The organism is Paenibacillus mesophilus (genome assembly GCF_005938385.1).
GTDB classification, from domain to species: domain Bacteria; phylum Bacillota; class Bacilli; order Paenibacillales; family NBRC-103111; genus Paenibacillus_AB; species Paenibacillus_AB mesophilus.
The window spans coordinates 332,281-350,125 of sequence record NZ_VCRA01000007.1; the positions used below are offsets into that span (position 1 = coordinate 332,281).

Genomic DNA, 17,845 nt, shown 5'->3' on the forward strand with positions numbered 1-17,845 from the left:
ATCCCGGCCGGCTGCCTTCTATTTTACTGCAGCACGGCCTTGATGAGCTGACTGCGGTTTTTCACCTGCATCTTCGCATAGACCGAGCTTAAGTGTTTCTTTACCGTAATTTCGCTAATAAACAGCCGTGCTGCGATTTCGAGGTTGGAGCAGCCTTCCAGCACGCATTGGACGACTTCCCGCTCCCGTTCCGTCAGCCCGAATTCAAGAAGCGTATCCTCTCTCTCGGCCCTCTCCGATATTCTCGTTTCCGCAGGCTCCGGCTGTATGCCTATACGGCGCAGCATAGCGGCCAGATAAGCGTCAAGCTTCTCCCCTCTCGTATCCAACACAAAAGTTGGCGTCGGGGTTTTGCCGTCATAGCTGCAGTGGAACACATCGGGAACCGCTTCGAACCCGAGACCCAGATGCGAATCGTGGAACATCGGAAGCGGAGGCGGCGAAGCAAAGAACAGCTTGCCTGAGCACATGTAATTGTACATTTGAGCACCGCCTTCCTGAAGAAGAGCGGAATCGGTCCAGTCCAGGATATCGATGCTTCTGATAAACCAGCCGGCCTGCTCCGATTCCGAAACGTCAAGCTCCTTGCGCTCTGCCGCGGACAGGCTGCGGATATAAGGGCCGGAGAACGGATTTTGCTCCAAGTAAGCCAGCGTCCCCCGGTTGATCGGAATAATAGCCGACAGCCCGTGAACCTTTCCGCCCTGCGTCTTCATCAGCATAACCGACTGCTGTCCTAATCCGAGCAGCTCCTCCAAGTCCACCCCCTCGATCGTGTACAGCGTCTCTTCTCCCGAAAGCGTTAACTCCAGCAGGCTGCCAGTCACGGGGTCGATGCCTCTACGGGTAACCGTTCTTGCCTCATTACGGCGCTGCTGCAAATACTGAAGACCTTCCCCAAGATTGGACGCCGATAGCGACTCCCAACTAAACTCATTCTTCCACGTCGCATTCAAGTGCGCCCGAATCAGGGCATCTCCGATATAACAAAACAGTTCCCCCACTTCCGGGGCCACATCCCGCTTGCCGCTCGCCCCTTTGATAGTCGAGGCGTAATAGCGAACGCAGCGCTCCATAAGCTTGCCGAATTTCACGGGCGCCCGTTCCCTCAGCTGACTTCGCGTGGACTCCCTCATCAGGTCGTGTAGTCTCCATCCCTGCTCGATCTTTCTTACAAAAGAAAGCGAAGTGAGCCTGCCGAAGTTCCCGGCGCTTATATCCTGCTCCATGACATACGCAAGCAGCTCCTGATTGAACTGCCTTAGCATCGAAGCCGCCTCCACGAGCTGCCTGAGCTCTTCGTCCGGAACTTCCTTCAGCCACGATGAAGCGAGCTCCGAAGACCATCCCGCATCATGAAGCGGGCCGCTCCCTTCTAGCAGAGCCGTCGATACGGCCAGCGACAGAGAAAGCCCATGCCCTCTCGTACGCTCCCATAGCCGCTCTCCCTGGGCTTCTTCGGTAAGACCGCATTTGCGTGCATAATCCAATACGTCCGTCCGGGTCAACTGTTCGATAGCGAGCCACAAAGTACGCTCTCTCCAGGCCGGAGACAACAGCCACTGTCCCTTGAGCGGGTGCCGCCCCGCCAGGAGAACGAGTATTCTCGGGTCCAATCGTCTCAAAAATTGCTCTCTCAGCCAGTCGTCCATGCCGGTCATTTCTTCGATAGTATCCAGCGCCACAACGACCTGACGGTCCTGCGCCAACCGGTTCAGCCCGCCCAGCGCGGCAGCGAGCGGCTCTTCATTCCCGCCGCCGCTTCCGTCAGCGAATGAGAGCTGCAGGAGCAGCTTCCTGCAGAAATCGTCCCCCGTCCGTCTGAACTCCCGGCTGTCAAGCTGCACGTAAACGGCATCCCGCCTTCTTGCTTGCCTGCGGAACGCATCGAGCAGAGTGCTTTTGCCTACTCCGCCTGTGCCATATAGGTTCCAAACGGGCTTGCTCACCGGCTCGCCGGCCAAAAACCGCTCAAACAGCGCTCTCTCCCGCTCACGGCCTACCAGGAATTGATCTTCGCGGTCATCAATGCTTGAGGCGGCCGGCGGCCTTGATTTCCCCTTTCCCCGCTCGAATCGTACGACATCTCCCTTCATTCCGAACCTCCCATTGTTGACCGATATACGGCTATCCGCGCCAAATTCATCTAAAGTATACTTCCAAATTATACCGTAGTATAGTACTCAGACCTTAGGTCCGGGTGATAAAGTTGAACCATGCGATAACTGCTGAGCCTTGAAAGGAGGCATACGGATGTGTCTCATGCAACATTGCCGAGAACGATTGAAAACCCGCTCGTCCAAGACCGGGTCACCTTCCTTACGACCGGGGCCGAGTCCGGCGGATCCTTTGAGTATGTAGAGGTCGAACTGGCCCCCGGAGGAGGCGTGGACCTTCACTACCACCTCGCCTATACGGAGCACTTCGCTGCGGTGGACGGAGTGCTTCACTTGGAGCTGGACGGACAGCTTCGCGAGCTCCAGCCCGGTCAAGCCGCATCTGCGCCGCCGTGGTCGCTGCACCGCTTTTTTAACCCGGGCAAGGAAAACATCGTGTTTCATGTCAAAGTCGCTCCGGCCAGACGGTTCGAGCAGATGCTCCGAATAGCTTACGGTCTCGCCCGGGATGGCAAAGTGAGGGAAAAGACCGGAATTCCCCGCAACCTCTTCGAGCTGGCCGTCCTATTCGAGCTAGGCGAATCGTATATGAACGGAATCCCGATCGGGATGCAAAAGGGGATTTTCAGCTTGCTGTACCGAATCGCCAAGTGGCGCGGCGTGGAAGAACGATTGTTAAATACGTATTGCAGATGAAAAAAGGAAAGGATGATGTTCAATGGGAACTCTCATGCTAAAAATCGCATCGTTTTATTTTCTGGTCGGGGTCGTGATGGGAATGGGCATGTCCATGACCGAAAGCTTCGGTCTCAGCCCCGTCCACGTTCATCTGAACTTGATCGGATGGGTGTCCATGGCTATCGGCGGCCTCGTATATGACCGCTTTCCCGCAGCGTCCCGTACACTCGGCAAGCTGCACTTCTGGATGCACAATATCGGGGTTCCCCTTATGATGGGCGGACTCGCCGCCTATATTCTCGGCTTCGCAAGCCTCGCTCCGTTAATCCCGGTCGGGGGCATTCTGATCGTGCTCGGCACTCTGATTTTCTTTATCAACATCGTGCGTAATGTGCATGCCTCCAAGGAAGTGCATGCCGACCGTTCGGCAACCCGTCACACTGCCGGATGATCCGGACGTCCTTTATGCGAAACCACTAAAAGCTCCTTAAACAACAAATCCCTGCTTTGGACTGAAACCGCGTATACGGTACAGAACAGCAGGGACTTTGTTAGGTTTGCAGCCTCACGGCCACTCGCGCGGAATTAGCGGAAGTCCGGCGGAATACGGCGGGCCGTCCCGGTCAGGATAGCCGCCTCGATGATGGCGTGCCGTACTTTCACGACGACCTGCTCGTTGAAGATGCTAGGAATGATGTACTGTTCATTCAGCTCCTTGTCGGAGACGACTGAAGCGATGGCGCGCGCCGCGGCCAGCTTCATCGGCTCGTTGATGCGCCTCGCCCGGCAGTCGAGCGCTCCCCGGAATATGCCTGGAAATGCGAGCACGTTGTTGATTTGATTCGGATAGTCGCTCCGCCCCGTCGCCAAGACGCGAACATGCGGCAGCGCCTCCTCCGGATCGATCTCCGGCTGCGGGTTGGCAAGCGCAAAGACGATCCTATCCGGTGCCATCGTCGCTACATCCGCGGCGTTCAGAAGTCCGCCCCGCGACACCCCGATGAACACGTCGGCCCCGCGAAGAACATCCTTCAGTCCCCCTTCTGCCGCCTCTACTTGCGGCTGGTCGGCCAACCAGTTCCACATCGGCTGTTCGTACGTCCCGCCGCGTACGATCGCACCGTCCCGGTCTACTGGGACAAGACGCTTAACCCCAGCGGCCAGCAGCATTTTGCAGACGGATACACCAGCTGCACCGATTCCGTTTACGACGATACGTACTTGGTCGATCCGTTTGCCCACAACCTTGAGCGCGTTGAGCATACCGGCAAGCAGCACGACCGCCGTTCCGTGCTGGTCGTCGTGGAAGACGGGAATGTCCAGCTCCTCGGCCAGACGCGTCTCGATCTCGAAGCACCGAGGCGAACCGATGTCCTCCAGATTGATGCCGCCGAATATCGGGCTAATCGCCTTGACGGTGCGAATAATTTCTTCCGTATCCTTCGTATCGAGACAAATCGGGAACGCATCCACGCCGGCCAGCTGCTTGAACAGCATCGCCTTGCCCTCCATCACGGGAGCGGCGGCATGCGGTCCGATGTCCCCGAGTCCGAGCACGGCTGTGCCGTCGGTGACGACCGCTACCGTATTCCGCTTGATTGTCAGCGAGTACGCTTTATTCGGATTCTCGTGAATGGCCGAGCACACTTTCGCCACGCCCGGGGTATATACCCGCGACAAATCGTCGCGATTGCGGACCGGCATATTGGGCTGTACGGCGATTTTACCGCCCAGATGGACGAGAAACGTTCTATCTGACACATTGATCAGCTTGATCCCTTCCTGCCGCCGCAGCGCCTCCACGACATCGCTCTCCGCCGATTCGGCGACATCGACCGTAATATCCCGCACCGAGGTATCCTGACCCGGACGGATGACGTCGATCGATGTAATATCTCCTCCCGCCATGCTAATCGCGGATGCTACGTCTCCGAACGTAACCTTGCCGTGATCGAGCTCCAGTCGTACAATAATGCTGGTCTGTGCCATAGTTTGCCCCCTTGAGTGATAAATCGCAATATGCAAGCCGGGTACCATCCCCGCCCGGGGCCCGGCACGAACAAAACCTCTATTTCTCCTCGACCGTCTGCCGGAGCTGCCCGTACTTCGACCAATCGACCGTATTCTCCAACACGATCGATACGATAACGCCCATCAGCAGTCCGTTGCCGATTATCGGCCGCAGCGTTCCCGGCAGCCCGGCGAAGGCGTCCGCCGGCACGTTCAGGATCGAGATACCGAGCAGGGCGGGAGCCGCCATCCGATAAACCGTTCTCGGGTTGAAGGAATAGCCGTGCAAATTACGGAAAGCCGTGCCGAACAATTGCAAATAAACGACGAACAGTACGGCGCCGCCGACGCTGGCCGGCATCGCTGCGAAAAACGTCCCGAGTGCCGGAACGAATCCGAGCATGACAAACAGCGCTCCTCCCAATACGAGAGCGGAACGGTCCAACATCCTGGTGCTTTCCAGAAAGCCGATCGACGAAGTGTACGGACCGTACGGAACGAGCCCGAACAACCCCGACACGGCCGTATGAAGGGCGGTCAAATGATAGGAGCGCTTGTACGACGCGTCCGTGCTGGACTTGCCGTACAGCTTGTCCGCGGCGCTTAACGCCGTAACCGTATTCGTCATGTTGATCAGCCCGGCGAGCAATGCGGCGAGCAAAATGCCAACTTCGATATGAGGCGCTCCCCACGGGAACAACGTCACACCGAGCCCGCCTCCCTCTCCGACGGTGTGGCCCTCCGTTCCGGGGAACAGAAGCCGGTACGCGACCCATCCCGCCACCATGCCGATCAGGATGGAAAAATTGCCGAGCATGCCGCGGCCCTTGATGCCGATCCAGCTGACCAGAAGGACGATCGCGACCGACAAAGCGGCGACCGGCATATCGACCCGCCCCCCGTCCGACAAGCCTGTCATGCTTTTGAAAAAAACGATAATAAGCTGGGACGATAGCAAAAACAAATATACGAACATCACGACCGGCGTAAACGCTTTTTTCAGCAGCGCGCCGAAACCGAGCGCCCCGAGCAGCGAGGTGAGCGCCCCCGCGGCGATCATTCCGGCGGATAACGCCCCGCCAAGCTCGCTTAGGCTCATTCCCATCGACGGAGCCGCCGCGGCGAGACTCAGGATGAACCCCCACCATAGTCCTGCCGGCCCTTCCATCAAAGCGTACCGATGGCCGAAGCACGCTTGCAGGATGCTGGCGGCGCCGGTAACGATGAACGTAACCTTGACGAGATACGCGATAAGCCCGGGAGCAAACCCGAACGCCGCTCCGATCGATAAAGGTACGACGACTGTATTGACAAACAAAAAAAACATCCATTGCACGCCCGCCAGCCAAAAAGAAGCGGAGGTCCATTTATTCACAGCTTAAGACTCCCCTTCCTCAACCGGATCGATAAACCAAGAAGCCTGAACTCAGTAGATGTCGAACATCGCTTGGATGAGTGCGGGGTCGCTTGTCCGGGTCAAAGCGAGCATAAGCAGTACCCGGGCTTTGTGCGGATTTAAATTGTCCGAGGTCACAAAACGGCCGAGCCGATCGGCCGGCTTGGCGGTCACGTAGCCGGTTCCGGTACGCGAGGCGCTCACGATGACGACACCCTGGGCAGCGGCTTCCGCAAGCGCCTCGCGGGTGTCCGGATAGATGCCGCCATTGCCCATTCCGGCATGCACGATCCCTTTCGCACCGGCAGCCACGGCCGCCTCGACCAGTTCGCGCCCCCCGTCGCCGTGGCCGTACAACATATCGACCCGGGGCAGCTCGGCGAATCCGCGCACATCAAACTCGGAAAAAATTGTATGCTTCCTGACGCTGTCGTAATAAAACCGGGGAACGCCGTCGACGATCCAGCCGAGCAGGCCGAAATCGCGCTGACCGAACGCGTCCGCCGTCGTCGTATGCCGCTTGGACATGTCCCGGGCGGAGCCGATCGCGTCGTTCAGCGTAATCAGCACGCCCCGGCCCTCGGCGGAGCGGCTCGCAGCCAGCGCCACCGCATTATACAAATTTAGCGGACCATCGGCGCTAAGCGCCGTAGCGGGCCGCATCGCGCCGGTTACGACGACCGGCTTACGGCTTTTTACGGTCAGATTGAGGAAATAGGCCGTCTCCTCGAGCGTATCGGTTCCGTGCGTAACGACGATTCCGTCGCAATCGTCGCCGGCGAGCTCCTCGTTGACCCGGGATGCGATCGAAAGCCATAAATCGCCGGTAACGGCGAAGCTCGGGATATTGGCAACTTGCGCCGAGCCGATCTCGGCTAACCTCCGCAGCTGAGGGACGGCCTCGAGCAGCTGCCCGATCCCGATGACCCCGGCTTCGTATTGCGTCGTCCGGCCATCGTCCGTCCCAATGCCTGCTATCGTTCCTCCGACGGCGAGCACCTTGACCCGCGGCAGACGACCGCCGCCGATTTGTTCATGACTGTACAAACAGATCGACAACCTTTCCTTCCTTCGTGCGGATCAAGCCGAAGTCGGTTATTTTCAAAGCCGGACTTACCGGTAAAGACAACGTGCTGAGCGACATGATCGGATTGTAGTGGCGGTAGCCGAGCCGTTTCATCGCGTCCCGCAGCCGAGCCGTCTCGGCCGCAAGCTCGTCCAGCGTCGCTTCGGACAAGATGCCGCCGACCGGCAGCGGCAGGAAGGCGAGCACTTCTCCGTCCTCGACGACGCAGTAGCCGCCTTGCCGCTCGATAACGGTATTCGCCGCCAGCTCCATGTCCGCCTTATTTCTGCCGAGTACGAGCAGGTTATGGTTATCGTGGGCGTACGTGGTCGCGATCGCGCCCCTCCGGATCGAATCGCCGCCGACAAGACCGAATGCCCGGTTGCCGTTGATCCCGTAACGCTCCAAGACCGCGATCAGGCTGTACGGACTGTTCTCCCACAGCAGCTCGCGTCCGTCGACGGACACGTTGTCTACATGCTCCCGTGTAAACGTCGATCCGTCTCCGACCAGGATGACCCGGCATGGCAGCTCGCCGTTCTCGATCGGCGCGGATACCGTAAAATCGGCCGGACCGACCTGCGGCAGCTTGACGCTGGCATAGAAGTCGGCCGGAAACTGCCGCTCCGCCGGCTGCTCTTCATATGGCTCCGTGGCATCGTACACTTTGGCGCCATTCTTATATACTTCGCCAATGACGAACTCGCCGACGTCTTCGAGCAAAATAAAATCGGCAGTCCGGTTCGGCGCGATTCGCCCCCGGTCGCGAAGATTCATCCGCTTCGCGGGAGTCGCCGTGGCGGCGTAGATGGCCGCCTCGGGCTTCATGCCCATCCGGATCGCTTTGCGTACGAGATGGTCCAGATGCCCGTGCTCGATGAACGTATCCGGCATGACGTCGTCGGTCACGAAGCAGAAATGCTCGCTGCGATCGTTCCGGATCAGATGCAGGATCAGCTCCGGCGACATCGACTTCTCCTGAATTTCGATGAACATGCCGGCGCGAATGCGCTCCTCGAACTCTTCCACCGTCTGCTGCGTATGGTCGGAATCGATGCCCGCGAACACGAAGCGGCTCAGCTCGACGTCCACCAGCTTCGGGCAATGTCCCTCGATCGGAAGATGTGGGTATCGGGTCCTCATATGGCGCAGTATCCGGTTCGTTCTGCCGTCCGGATTGGAGGTCATATCGGCATAATCCATCACCTCGCCCAAACAGACGACGCCGTCTATGCCGACCAGCTCGTCGATTTCCGCCACATCGACCGTGCCTCCCGTCGTCTCCAGCAAAGTTGCCGGAACCGAGCTTGGAATGCCCCAGAACATGTCCGCCGTGCATTGGCGTCCGGCTTCGATCATTTCGCGGATGCCGCGAATGCCGAACACATTCGCCATTTCGTGCGGGTCGGCCACGATCGAGGTGACCCCGCACCGGATAATGCCGTGCGAGAACGTCCGTGGCGTCACCATCGTGCTTTCGATATGCAGATGAATATCGATCAAGCCCGGTACCATGGCGCGTCCGCGGCCGTCCAGCACGGCAGCCGCTTCGATCGTCTCCGCCCCCTTGTCGCCGATATATAGGAACTTGCCGTCCGCAATAGCAACATTGCCCGGACGAAACGACTTCAGAGCGGTATTGAACACCTGGACGTTGACGATAAGCAGATCGGCCTTCAAGGCCAATCCTTTATTGGAATCGTTCATCACAGCACCGGCACCAGCTTCTCTTCCGGGAACAGCAGCGTAACCCGTTCGCCATGCTCGTACGGCTTCTCCCGGCCGTCATTGACGATGAATTCGCCGAGCGGCGTTTCGACGACGTACTGGTATTCGCGGCCCAAGTAGGTTGTTACCTTGACCGTACCTTGCGACGAATTGGACTGCTGCGCTCCGGCTTCTCCTCCGGAAATGTCGATATCGTCCGGACGGATCGCCCATTTGCCCGTTTCTTGTCCGCCCGTCGAGACGGCGCTGAACGAAGCTCCGGCCTCTTTCGCGTGGATCACATTTTCAAAACCGACGAAACGCGCTACAAACTCCGTTCTTGGCTGCTTATAAATCACTTGCGGGGAATCGAGCTGCTCGATGACGCCTTTGTTCATAATCGCGACTTTGTCGGAGATCGAGAAACATTCCTCCTGATCGTGGGAAACATAGACGGTCGTCACCTTCAGCTCCTTCTGGATACGACGAATTTCCATCCGCATCTGCACGCGCAAATTGGCGTCAAGGCTGCTGAGCGGCTCGTCGAACAGAAGCAGGTCGGGCTGGATGACGAGACTTCTGGCGATCGCCACCCGCTGCCGCTGACCGCCGGACAATTGGGCCGGATAGCGGTCCTCGAATCCTTTCAGATTGACGACCTCGAGAATGTCATGCACCCTCTTCTTCGCTTGGCTGCCGTCCGTTTTGCGCAGCTTGAGGCCGAAGGCGACATTTTCGAATACGCTCAAATGCGGGAATAGCGCATGTCCCTGGAATACGAAGCCGAAATTCCGCTTGTGCACGGGAACTTTCGTATAATCGCGACCGTCGAACAGAAACTGCCCTTCCTTCGCTTCATTGAATCCGGCGATGAGCCGGAGCGTGGTCGTTTTTCCGCAACCGCTCGGTCCGAGCAGCGATACGAACTCGCCTTTTTCTACCGATAAATTGAAATTTTTCAAAATATTGTTTTTCTGGTCATACGCGACCGTTATTTGCTTCAGTTCAATCAGCGCCATGTCGTTACCTCCAGCGTAATAGTGGTCAGCACCCTTACGTTACTTAGTGAAAAATCTCAGCCCGAGCGTCCGTTCGATCGCGCCGATCAAAATGGCGGTCATGATCATAAGCAGCACCGATATGGCGGCAATCGTCGGATCGAAATAATACTCGACATAGTTGAGCATACTGATCGGCAGCGTGCTGACCCCCGGTCCGGTCATGAACACGGAGACGTCCACGTTGTTGAACGATTCCAGGAAAGCGAGCAATATCCCCGCGATAATCCCCGAGCGGATGTTCGGAAGGACGACGGCAAAAAACGTTTTCAGCCGGCTCGCTCCGAGGCTCATGGCCGCTTCTTCGACCGAATAGTCGAAATTCATCAAGCTGGACGAGATGACCCGGATGACATAAGGGATCATAATGACGACGTGCCCGATCAGCACTCCGGGAAAGATCGGAATTTTGTACGTAATGACGAGATATTTCAGCAACCCGTAACCGAAGACGATACCCGGAACGATAATCGGGGAAATAAAGAACGAGCTGAAGAAGGACTGTCCTTTGAACTTGAACCGGCTGAGTGCATAAGCCGCCGGAATGCCGAGCAGGAACGAGATGAATATGCCGGCCATGGCGACCGCCATACTGATTTTGAACGAGCTCCAGAACATCTCGACGCGGAAAATATTTTCGTACCATTTCAGCGAGAAGCCTTTCGGCGGAAACGCCAAGTAATTGTCCGGCCCGAACGACGCTCCAATGATGATGATCAGCGGCGCGAGCAGGAAAATATAGATGACAAAGGTGAATATGCCGAGCAGCGTTTGTTTTTCTTTCATCGTCTACCCTCCCGTTACCCGTTCGGATTCAATTTTTTGGCGAGCGAATTGATGATGCCGATCAAGAGAAACGTCAGGGCGATCATGATGGTGGCGATGATCGATGCCGTCTTCCAGTCGCCGAGCGTCATCGTGTTCTGGAACAGCAGCGTGGCGAGCACCCGCTTCTTGCCTCCGAGCAGCTGAGGCGTCGCGTAGGCGGTCAAGCTTCCGACGAGCACGAGTGTACTGCCGACGAGCAAGCCGGGAACGCTAAGCGGCAAAATGACTTTCAAGAACGACTTGAAGCGGGACGCGCCCAGGCTGGCCGCAGCCTTTACCAGGTCCGCGTCGATGTTCTCGAGCACGCCGATCAGCGAGATGATCATCAGCGGCAGGAACAGGTGAACCAAGCCGATAATAATCGATGTTTCCGTATACAAAATTTGTATCGGCTTGTCGATCAGATGCAGATCGATCAGCAAATTGTTGATCAGCCCGTTTTTGCCGAGCGTAACCATCCAACTGAACGAACGGACGACGGCGCTGGTCAGCAGCGGGAAGATGGCAAGAGCCAAATAAATCCCCCTGCGGCTTACCTTCGTCCGGGAAATGTAATAAGCGGCCGGATAACCGAGCAGAATGCACAGCACTGTCGTGATCAAGCTGAGCTTCAGCGTCGTCCACAATATGCCGAGCGTATACGAATCGGTAAAAAAGGAAATATAGCCGCCGAGACTGATGCCTTCATCCGTCCGGAACGTTGATAAAATAATAAGGGCGATCGGTATGACCATAAACACGGTCAGGAACAGCGCGCCCGGCAAAACGAGCATATATGCGGGTTTCTTCATCGACTTTCCGCCCCCCATAATTGTTCAAACTTCAAGGTTTCCTCTTCCGTCGGAAGCGCCGCTTGGGCGCCCAGCTTCGTAACGGTAATGGCGGCCACCTTGATCGCATACCGGACCGCTTCACGGGCATCGTCGCCCCGGGCGAGCCGGCTTGCGAACGCCCCGATAAACGAGTCGCCCGCCCCGGTCGTATCGACCGCATGGACTTTCATCGCCGGATAACGGACGACTTCGCTCTCGCTTATATAGGCCGCTCCGTCTCCTCCGAGCGTCAGCACGACGTGCTTGCACGGAAGCGCCGCAAGCCGGGATGCCAGCAGATCGAATTCGGACGCGGGTGCGCCCGTCAGCTCTTCCGCTTCGACCTCGTTCAAGATGAGGTAGTCGATGTCCTGCAGCATGTCCGCAGGCAAAGGCTGCATCGGGGCCGGGTTAAAGACGACCGTCTTGCCGAACCTTTTGGCCGCCTTAATGCTGTGGACGACCGCTTCCAGCGGTATTTCCAGCTGCAGCACGACGACGTCGCAAGTTTCGAACAGCCCCGTATTCCGCTCGATATCGTCCGGGCCGAGATGACGGTTCGCACCGGGCGCCACGACGATCGAATTGTCGCCGTGCCGGTCTACCAATATCATCGCCGTACCGGTCGAGACGTTCTCCACCGTACGAATTCCGTCCGTTTCGATCCGTTCTTTGGCGAGAATCGCCCGCATGTCGCCTGCGAATTCGTCGCTGCCGAAGCAGCCGATCATCGCGACCCGCACGCCTAGCCGGGCGGCCGCAACCGCTTGGTTCGCGCCTTTGCCGCCCATCATTTTATCAAAACTATGCCCAATAATCGTTTCGCCTATTCGAGGCATATCGCGGACCTGCGTTACCAAATCCATGTTCAGACTGCCGACTACAAGGACAGATCCGTTATTCATCGCAGCTTCTCCTCGTCGTAGGTGTACTTATGAACTGTTGCGAAATTGCCTTTGTAACAGTTCCTTATTGCTTCAAATAATGGACGAACATGTCCAGAAACTTCTCCTCGTCGACCTGAAGGCAGACGTCGACGTTCGGCGTCCGGTTCAGCCTGTTCTGGAAATCGCAAACCGTCTGCCCGTCGCACAGCTCGCTGCGCGTCTCTACATCAACGAACAGCTTGCGCGTCTGTACGATGCTTCTGTCGATCGCTACGCCGACCGCAAGCGGATCGTGCAGCGCGCAGGCGCGGACGCCGTTCACTTGGCTGTACCGCTCGATGTAATGCGAGGTACACGTCTGAACGAACTCTCCCGCTTCCGTCCCAGCGAGCTGGCGCACATGGCTTTCATGCAGCAGCGCTTTTCGCGTAACGTCCAGCCCTACGAGCGTAATCGGAATGCCCGAGTGGAGCACAAGCTTGGCCGCTTCGGGGTCGGCGAATATGTTGTACTCGGCCACCGGCGTCAGGTTGCCCGGACCGGACACGACGCCGCCCATAATGATCAGTTCCTTTACCCACGACGCGAGCTCGGGCTCCTTGCGCAGGGCAAGCGCCATATTCGTCAGCGGCGTCATCAGAATCAAGGTCAACTCACCTTTATGTTTGCGCGCCTGCTCGATGATAAAGTCGGGAGCGTAGCCTTCGGCGGGCTCTCCGGGCTCCATCTCCTCCAGCGCCCCGCCGAGGCCACGGGCTCCGTGTACGCCGGTTTCGTGGCGCGGCTCCCGCAGCAGCGGAAGAGCGGCGCCGCGGACTACGGGAATGTCGCCTTCCTTGCCGAGCAGCTTCAGCACTTTGAGCGTATTGACAGTAGCTTGCTCAAGCGGCACATTGCCGCAAACCGTCGTAATGCCGAGGATGTCGAGCTGCCCGCTTTTGACGGCCAGCATCAGCGCCAGCGCGTCGTCGATGCCCGTATCCGCGTCGATAATCACTTTCCGCATCCGTCATTCTCCCCCTTGCAAGTAGTTCAGAATCGATTGCGTTACAACGGCCACGCCGTATTTCAAGGCGTCGGGGTTAACTTTAAATTTCGGATTGTGCCAAGGAACGGCCGTTTTGCGCGCTTCCTCCGACCATTCTCCCGTCCCCCATTCGATAAACACGGAAGGAACCGCCCGGGCGATGTAGGCGAAGTCGTCCGCGCTCATATAGCCGTGAGGCAATTCGATGACGCTTTCCTTGCCGAGACATTGCTCGGCTGCCTGCCTTACGAGATCGGTCATCGCTTTATCGTTCCAAGTAATCGGATAGCCGCGCACGTAGTCGTACGTGAACGTGCCGCCCCACAAATCCGCTACGCCCTGCAGCAGCTTCCCGATTTTGGTCTCGATCATCGTTTGGGTGTCGGCGTTCATCGTCCGCACCGTTCCCGCCAGGTAGACGCGGTCGGCAAGCGTATTCGGGGCGTAGCCTCCTCTTATCTCCCCGATCGTCACGACGGCGTTGTCGAACGGCGATACTTGGCGTGCCACCAGATTTTGCATCGAGACGATCAGCTGTCCCGCCATCGCGATCGCATCGGCGCCTTCATGCGGAGCCGCCGCGTGTCCGCCTCTGCCGATCAGATGAATATAGAACCGGTCGGCATTGGCCAGAATCGAGCCGTCCTTCAAGCCGAATGTACCGGGCGCGAGATAAGGATTCGTATGAATGCCGATGGCGGCATCGACCGGCGGATCGGCCAGCAGCCCTTCGTCGATCATCGGCTTCGCCCCGCCCGGATGCTTCTCCTCCGACGGCTGGAACATCAGCTTCACCGTTCCGCCCCATTCATCCCGCCGCGCAAGCAGCATAGCCGCCGTTCCGAGTACGGCCGTCGTATGGGCGTCATGGCCGCACGCGTGCATCGCTCCGTCGTTGACGGATGCATAGGCAAGATCGGTCGCCTCGCCGATCGGCAGCGCGTCGATATCCGCCCTGAGCAGTATCGTTCTCCCCGGACGGCTGCCGGCAAGCTCGGCGCACAATCCGGTTCCCGCCATTTCCTTGTATGGAATGCCGAGCCGGTCCAGCTCCCGCTTCAAAAAAGCTTGCGTAGCGAATTCATTGCCGCTCAGCTCCGGATTCCGGTGCAAATGCCGGAACGTCTCGTTCAAATAAGTCCCAAGCTTCTGTTCGACCCTCTCGGCCGTTACGATGTTCAATGTGTTTCCCCGCTTTCCCATCCGGCGGCTGCGGAAGCTTCTATCGCCCCGCTTCCGGCAGCGGCGGACGTTTCTATCATTCGTGAAGCGGTCCCGGAGGACCGCTTCGCGAAACGGCATTTAGCAAAAAGTTCCTTACTTCGAAATAACTTCACGGTTCCAGCGGTCGATCCATGTTTTCATATTTTTGTTGACCGTGTTCCAATCGACCGTCTTCAGCTTGCTGATGAAATCCGGGCCGTAGGTCAGTCCCGACGCTTCCTCCGCGGTCAGCTTGACATTTTTATTGGCCGGGGAGTCGACCTTGTCGATCGCATTCGCCTTCTGCACTTGCTCGCTTAGCCACCAGTCGATAAACTTCTCGCCCAGCTCCTTGTTCTTCGTTCCTTTGACCAGGTTCATCGTATTCAGGACGGCGTAAGCGCCTTCCTTCGGAATGACCCATTCCGCGTTCGGGTTCGCCTTCTTGATCGTCGCGAGCACGAAGTTTTGCACCGGTGCGATCGCAACCTCCTTCTGGTTGAACATGTTGGCCAGGTCGGAGCTTTTCATATAATATTTCACGACGTTCGGAGCGAGCTCTTTCAGTTTCCCGAACGCCTTGTCCGCATCCAAGGCGGAAGCGCCGGCCACTTTCGAAGAGAAGTCGATGACGAAAGGACCGTCCGTCGTCGTTATATCGGGAATCGCCAGCTTGCCTTTGAATTCGCTTCTCCACAAATCGGCGTAGGACTCGACCGGCTTGGTGGCAACCGTCTTATCATAGATGATCCCCGAGCTGCCGATCGTATAAGCCGGGCCATAGCCGGTTCCGTTAGGCGCTTTGGCGATATCGTACAAATGCTCAATATTCGGAATTTTGGAACGGTCGATTTGCTCGAACAAGCCTTCTTCGATCCCTTGGGCGGCATACCCTTCGGCCAGCATAATAACGTCGATCTGGTGCGCCTTCATCCGCACTTTGCCGAGCCTGTCCGCATTGTTGCCGACCTCGAGCTTGATCTTGACATTATTCGCTTTCTCGAACGGCTCGAATACGTTCTTCCGGAGCAAATCTTCGCTAAAGCCCCAGGTGGATAAAACGAGCTCCTTCGGCGCCCCTCCCGCTTGCGTCCCCGCTCCGCTTTCTTCTTTCTTGGACGCGCAACCGGTCAATATCGTAGTCAGCAGCACGGATGCTGCAAGGGATACTGTCCAAACCTTCTTCATGATGCGTTCCTCCCGAATGTAATTTTTGGTGTGTACTCAAAGTTTCCCCGCCAATGTTCCGTTTAGTCGCCATAACGATGACAATTATAAAAGCATATCCGGCCCCCGATTCCCCCTTTAACATGCCGTCATGGACGGCTTTTGTTCAAGCCCCTCGACTGTTTCACGTTCTCCGCCGCCTCCTCCGGAATGACCGGAAATCCCCGAAATAATGGTATAGGTAATCTGTTACATAACCAACATACCGCTATTTATAAGGAAAGCTGTTGAAATAGGGAAACGGTTACATATATAATAAAGTCCTCGACCCCCAATGTCAATGGCAGAAAAAGAGACGGCCGCGAGCGCTTACACGATCCGGTCCGTCTCAAATACGGGAGATGAAAGAAGTGGCAAGATGGCAAATCCATTTGATCGTGCTGGGCATTGGGCTGTTTTTCGTCAACGCGGGAATGACGATGATTATCCCGTTTCTTCCTCTGTACCTTCAAGAGCTGGGCGTGCGCGATCTGCATCGGGTCGCGGTATGGGCGAGCGTCATTTTCGCCGCCAATTTTTTTACGGCCTTTCTGTTCCAGCCGATCTGGGGCAATATGGCCGACCGGTACGGCCGCAAAATGATGGTGCTTCGCTCGGGCTTCGGGATGGCTGCGGTGATGACGCTGATGGGGTTCGCGGGCGGTCCTTGGCAGCTTCTGCTGCTTAGGATCTTGAACGGTGTCGTATCCGGCTTCGCCCCCGCCTCGATCGCACTGATGTCGGCAGGCACGCCGAGGCACAAAATCGGCTTTACGATGGGGTCGCTGCAATCGAGCGTCGTGGCGGGCACGATACTCGGGCCTTTGTTCGGCGGCTTCATGGCCGAGCATTACGGATACCGCCCGATCTTTTTTGTCACTGGCGCGCTCATCTTCATCGCTTCCGTCCTTGCTTTGCTGCTCGTCAAGGAGCAATTCGTCAAGGACGGCGCCAAGCGGAGCGGCGGCACCCCGCTGCTCGAAGCTTTCCGCCCGCTGCTGAAAGTGCGGGAGCTGAACATGCTGAACGTGACGACGGTCGTCATCCAGTTCGCCCTGCTCGGTCCCGTCGCGCTCATTCCGTTGTTCGTCCAGGAGCTGAGCGGGCAGGCGGGCATGGTCGCTTTTTACGCCGGTCTCGTCGGTTCGGTGAACGGACTGTCCAACATGATCGCCTCCCCGATCCTCGGCCGGCTCGGGGACAGGATCGGTTCCGGGCGCATTCTCTTCTTCTCCCTGCTCGGTTCCGCCTTGGTCTGCTTGCCCCAAGCGTTCGTGCACAGTACGCCGCAGCTGATCGCCGTCAGGTTCGCGCTCGGGATCTGTATGGGCGGTCTGCTGCCGTCCGTCAATGCGCTGATCGGCAAATATGCGCCTCCGAACGCCGAAAGTATGGCGTACAGCCTCAACTCGAGCATGTATGCGCTCGGGAGCATGCTCGGACCTTTGGTTGGCGGAATGGTGTCCGAATCGATATCAATCCGCGGCGTATTCGTCCTTTCGGCTCTGCTGCTCGCAGCGTGCGCATTCTGGCTGCGGCATGGTTTGCCGGACAAGCCGGGACGTGCAGGGACGGGGGCGTAAGCATCGTTTAATAACGGAACTGTAGTCCGTTATAGACTGCTACAGCAAGTATGCCGCGAAATTAAAGGAACTGGATTCCGTTAGTGGGCCCTTTTCCAAGCATTGAAGCAAAAAATGAATGTTATAACGCACCTTAGTTCCGTTATAACCAAGTAATGCTGCAAAATATCCTGTTTAACGGAGCAAAGTTCCGCTATCGGCAACCGGCCCGGCAAAACGTGAAAAAGCAGTCCGGATCCCCCCTGAGGGGAGGCGTACCCGGACTGC

15 protein-coding genes are annotated in these 17,845 nt (G+C 57.4%); 3 read left to right on the forward strand and 12 right to left on the reverse strand.

Features of this window, described 5'->3' with window-relative positions:
• Positions 1-23: 23 nt before the first annotated feature.
• Positions 24-2,096: a LuxR family transcriptional regulator gene (locus FE783_RS15770; protein ID WP_138880339.1), complete on the reverse strand. Its 2,073-nt coding sequence runs from the start codon at positions 2,094-2,096 to the stop codon at positions 24-26.
• A 159-nt stretch (positions 2,097-2,255) separates the two neighbouring features.
• Between FE783_RS15770 and FE783_RS15775 the strand changes: the two genes are divergently transcribed.
• Complete coding sequence (locus FE783_RS15775; RefSeq protein WP_158301830.1) at positions 2,256-2,813, forward strand: cupin domain-containing protein; 558 nt, start codon at positions 2,256-2,258, stop codon at positions 2,811-2,813.
• Positions 2,814-2,835: 22 nt separating this feature from the next.
• The gene (locus tag FE783_RS15780) at positions 2,836-3,246 is read left to right on the forward strand and encodes a cytochrome-c oxidase (RefSeq protein WP_138880341.1); all 411 of its coding nucleotides are present in this window, start codon (positions 2,836-2,838) and stop codon (positions 3,244-3,246) included.
• A 134-nt stretch (positions 3,247-3,380) separates the two neighbouring features.
• On the opposite strand, the gene FE783_RS15785 is transcribed toward FE783_RS15780, so the two are convergent.
• The 11 genes from FE783_RS15785 to FE783_RS15835 all read right to left on the reverse strand — a co-directional run bounded on the left by FE783_RS15785 (position 3,381) and on the right by FE783_RS15835 (position 15,977).
• Entirely contained in the window at positions 3,381-4,784 is a 1,404-nt protein-coding gene (locus FE783_RS15785; protein ID WP_138880342.1) for an NAD-dependent malic enzyme, read from the reverse strand.
• A 79-nt stretch (positions 4,785-4,863) separates the two neighbouring features.
• Positions 4,864-6,180, reverse strand: coding sequence for a uracil/xanthine transporter (locus tag FE783_RS15790; protein ID WP_238403095.1), 1,317 nt, complete (start codon positions 6,178-6,180; stop codon positions 4,864-4,866).
• Between the two features lie 51 nt (positions 6,181-6,231).
• Entirely contained in the window at positions 6,232-7,248 is a 1,017-nt protein-coding gene (locus tag FE783_RS15795; protein WP_202916201.1) for an asparaginase, read from the reverse strand.
• Positions 7,235-8,947 carry an adenine deaminase gene (locus FE783_RS15800; RefSeq protein ID WP_138880383.1) on the reverse strand — a complete coding sequence of 571 codons (1,713 nt, stop codon included), beginning with the start codon at positions 8,945-8,947 and terminating at the stop codon, positions 7,235-7,237. Before FE783_RS15800 ends, FE783_RS15795 begins: the two co-directional genes overlap by 14 nt.
• Before the next feature lie 26 nt (positions 8,948-8,973).
• Positions 8,974-9,993: an ABC transporter ATP-binding protein gene (locus FE783_RS15805; protein WP_138880343.1), complete on the reverse strand. Its 1,020-nt coding sequence runs from the start codon at positions 9,991-9,993 to the stop codon at positions 8,974-8,976.
• A gap of 39 nt (positions 9,994-10,032) precedes the next feature.
• Entirely contained in the window at positions 10,033-10,818 is a 786-nt protein-coding gene (locus FE783_RS15810; protein ID WP_138880344.1) for an ABC transporter permease, read from the reverse strand.
• Positions 10,819-10,832: 14 nt separating this feature from the next.
• Positions 10,833-11,651 (reverse strand): ABC transporter permease, encoded by an 819-nt coding sequence (locus FE783_RS15815; protein WP_138880345.1) that lies wholly within the window; start codon positions 11,649-11,651, stop codon positions 10,833-10,835.
• Positions 11,648-12,577, reverse strand: coding sequence for a ribokinase (rbsK, locus tag FE783_RS15820; protein WP_138880346.1), 930 nt, complete (start codon positions 12,575-12,577; stop codon positions 11,648-11,650). Before rbsK ends, FE783_RS15815 begins: the two co-directional genes overlap by 4 nt.
• A 64-nt stretch (positions 12,578-12,641) precedes the next feature.
• A complete protein-coding gene (locus tag FE783_RS15825; protein WP_138880347.1) occupies positions 12,642-13,565 on the reverse strand; it encodes a nucleoside hydrolase in 924 nt (307 codons plus the stop codon).
• A gap of 3 nt (positions 13,566-13,568) precedes the next feature.
• On the reverse strand, positions 13,569-14,768 hold the full coding sequence (locus FE783_RS15830) for a M20 metallopeptidase family protein (RefSeq protein WP_158301831.1): 1,200 nt from the start codon (positions 14,766-14,768) through the stop codon (positions 13,569-13,571).
• Between the two features lie 135 nt (positions 14,769-14,903).
• A complete protein-coding gene (locus tag FE783_RS15835) occupies positions 14,904-15,977 on the reverse strand; it encodes an ABC transporter substrate-binding protein (RefSeq protein ID WP_138880349.1) in 1,074 nt (357 codons plus the stop codon).
• A gap of 287 nt (positions 15,978-16,264) precedes the next feature.
• Here FE783_RS15835 and FE783_RS15840 point away from each other — a divergent pair, with 287 nt between their 5' ends.
• Complete coding sequence (locus FE783_RS15840; RefSeq protein WP_338015862.1) at positions 16,265-17,578, forward strand: MFS transporter; 1,314 nt, start codon at positions 16,265-16,267, stop codon at positions 17,576-17,578.
• The last annotated feature ends 267 nt before the right edge of the window (positions 17,579-17,845 follow it).

Excerpts from the sequence above, each read along its gene's own strand:
- FE783_RS15770 (WP_138880339.1), bottom strand. The coding sequence starts at position 2,096 with ATGAAGGGAGATGTCGTACGATTCGAGCGGGGAAAGGGGAAATCAAGG.
- FE783_RS15780 (WP_138880341.1), top strand. The coding sequence starts at position 2,836 with ATGGGAACTCTCATGCTAAAAATCGCATCGTTTTATTTTCTGGTCGGG.
- FE783_RS15785 (WP_138880342.1), bottom strand. The coding sequence starts at position 4,784 with ATGGCACAGACCAGCATTATTGTACGACTGGAGCTCGATCACGGCAAG.
- FE783_RS15805 (WP_138880343.1), bottom strand. The coding sequence starts at position 9,993 with ATGGCGCTGATTGAACTGAAGCAAATAACGGTCGCGTATGACCAGAAA.
- FE783_RS15810 (WP_138880344.1), bottom strand. The coding sequence starts at position 10,818 with ATGAAAGAAAAACAAACGCTGCTCGGCATATTCACCTTTGTCATCTAT.
- FE783_RS15815 (WP_138880345.1), bottom strand. The coding sequence starts at position 11,651 with ATGAAGAAACCCGCATATATGCTCGTTTTGCCGGGCGCGCTGTTCCTG.
- rbsK (WP_138880346.1), bottom strand. The coding sequence starts at position 12,577 with ATGAATAACGGATCTGTCCTTGTAGTCGGCAGTCTGAACATGGATTTG.
- FE783_RS15825 (WP_138880347.1), bottom strand. The coding sequence starts at position 13,565 with ATGCGGAAAGTGATTATCGACGCGGATACGGGCATCGACGACGCGCTG.
- FE783_RS15835 (WP_138880349.1), bottom strand. The coding sequence starts at position 15,977 with ATGAAGAAGGTTTGGACAGTATCCCTTGCAGCATCCGTGCTGCTGACT.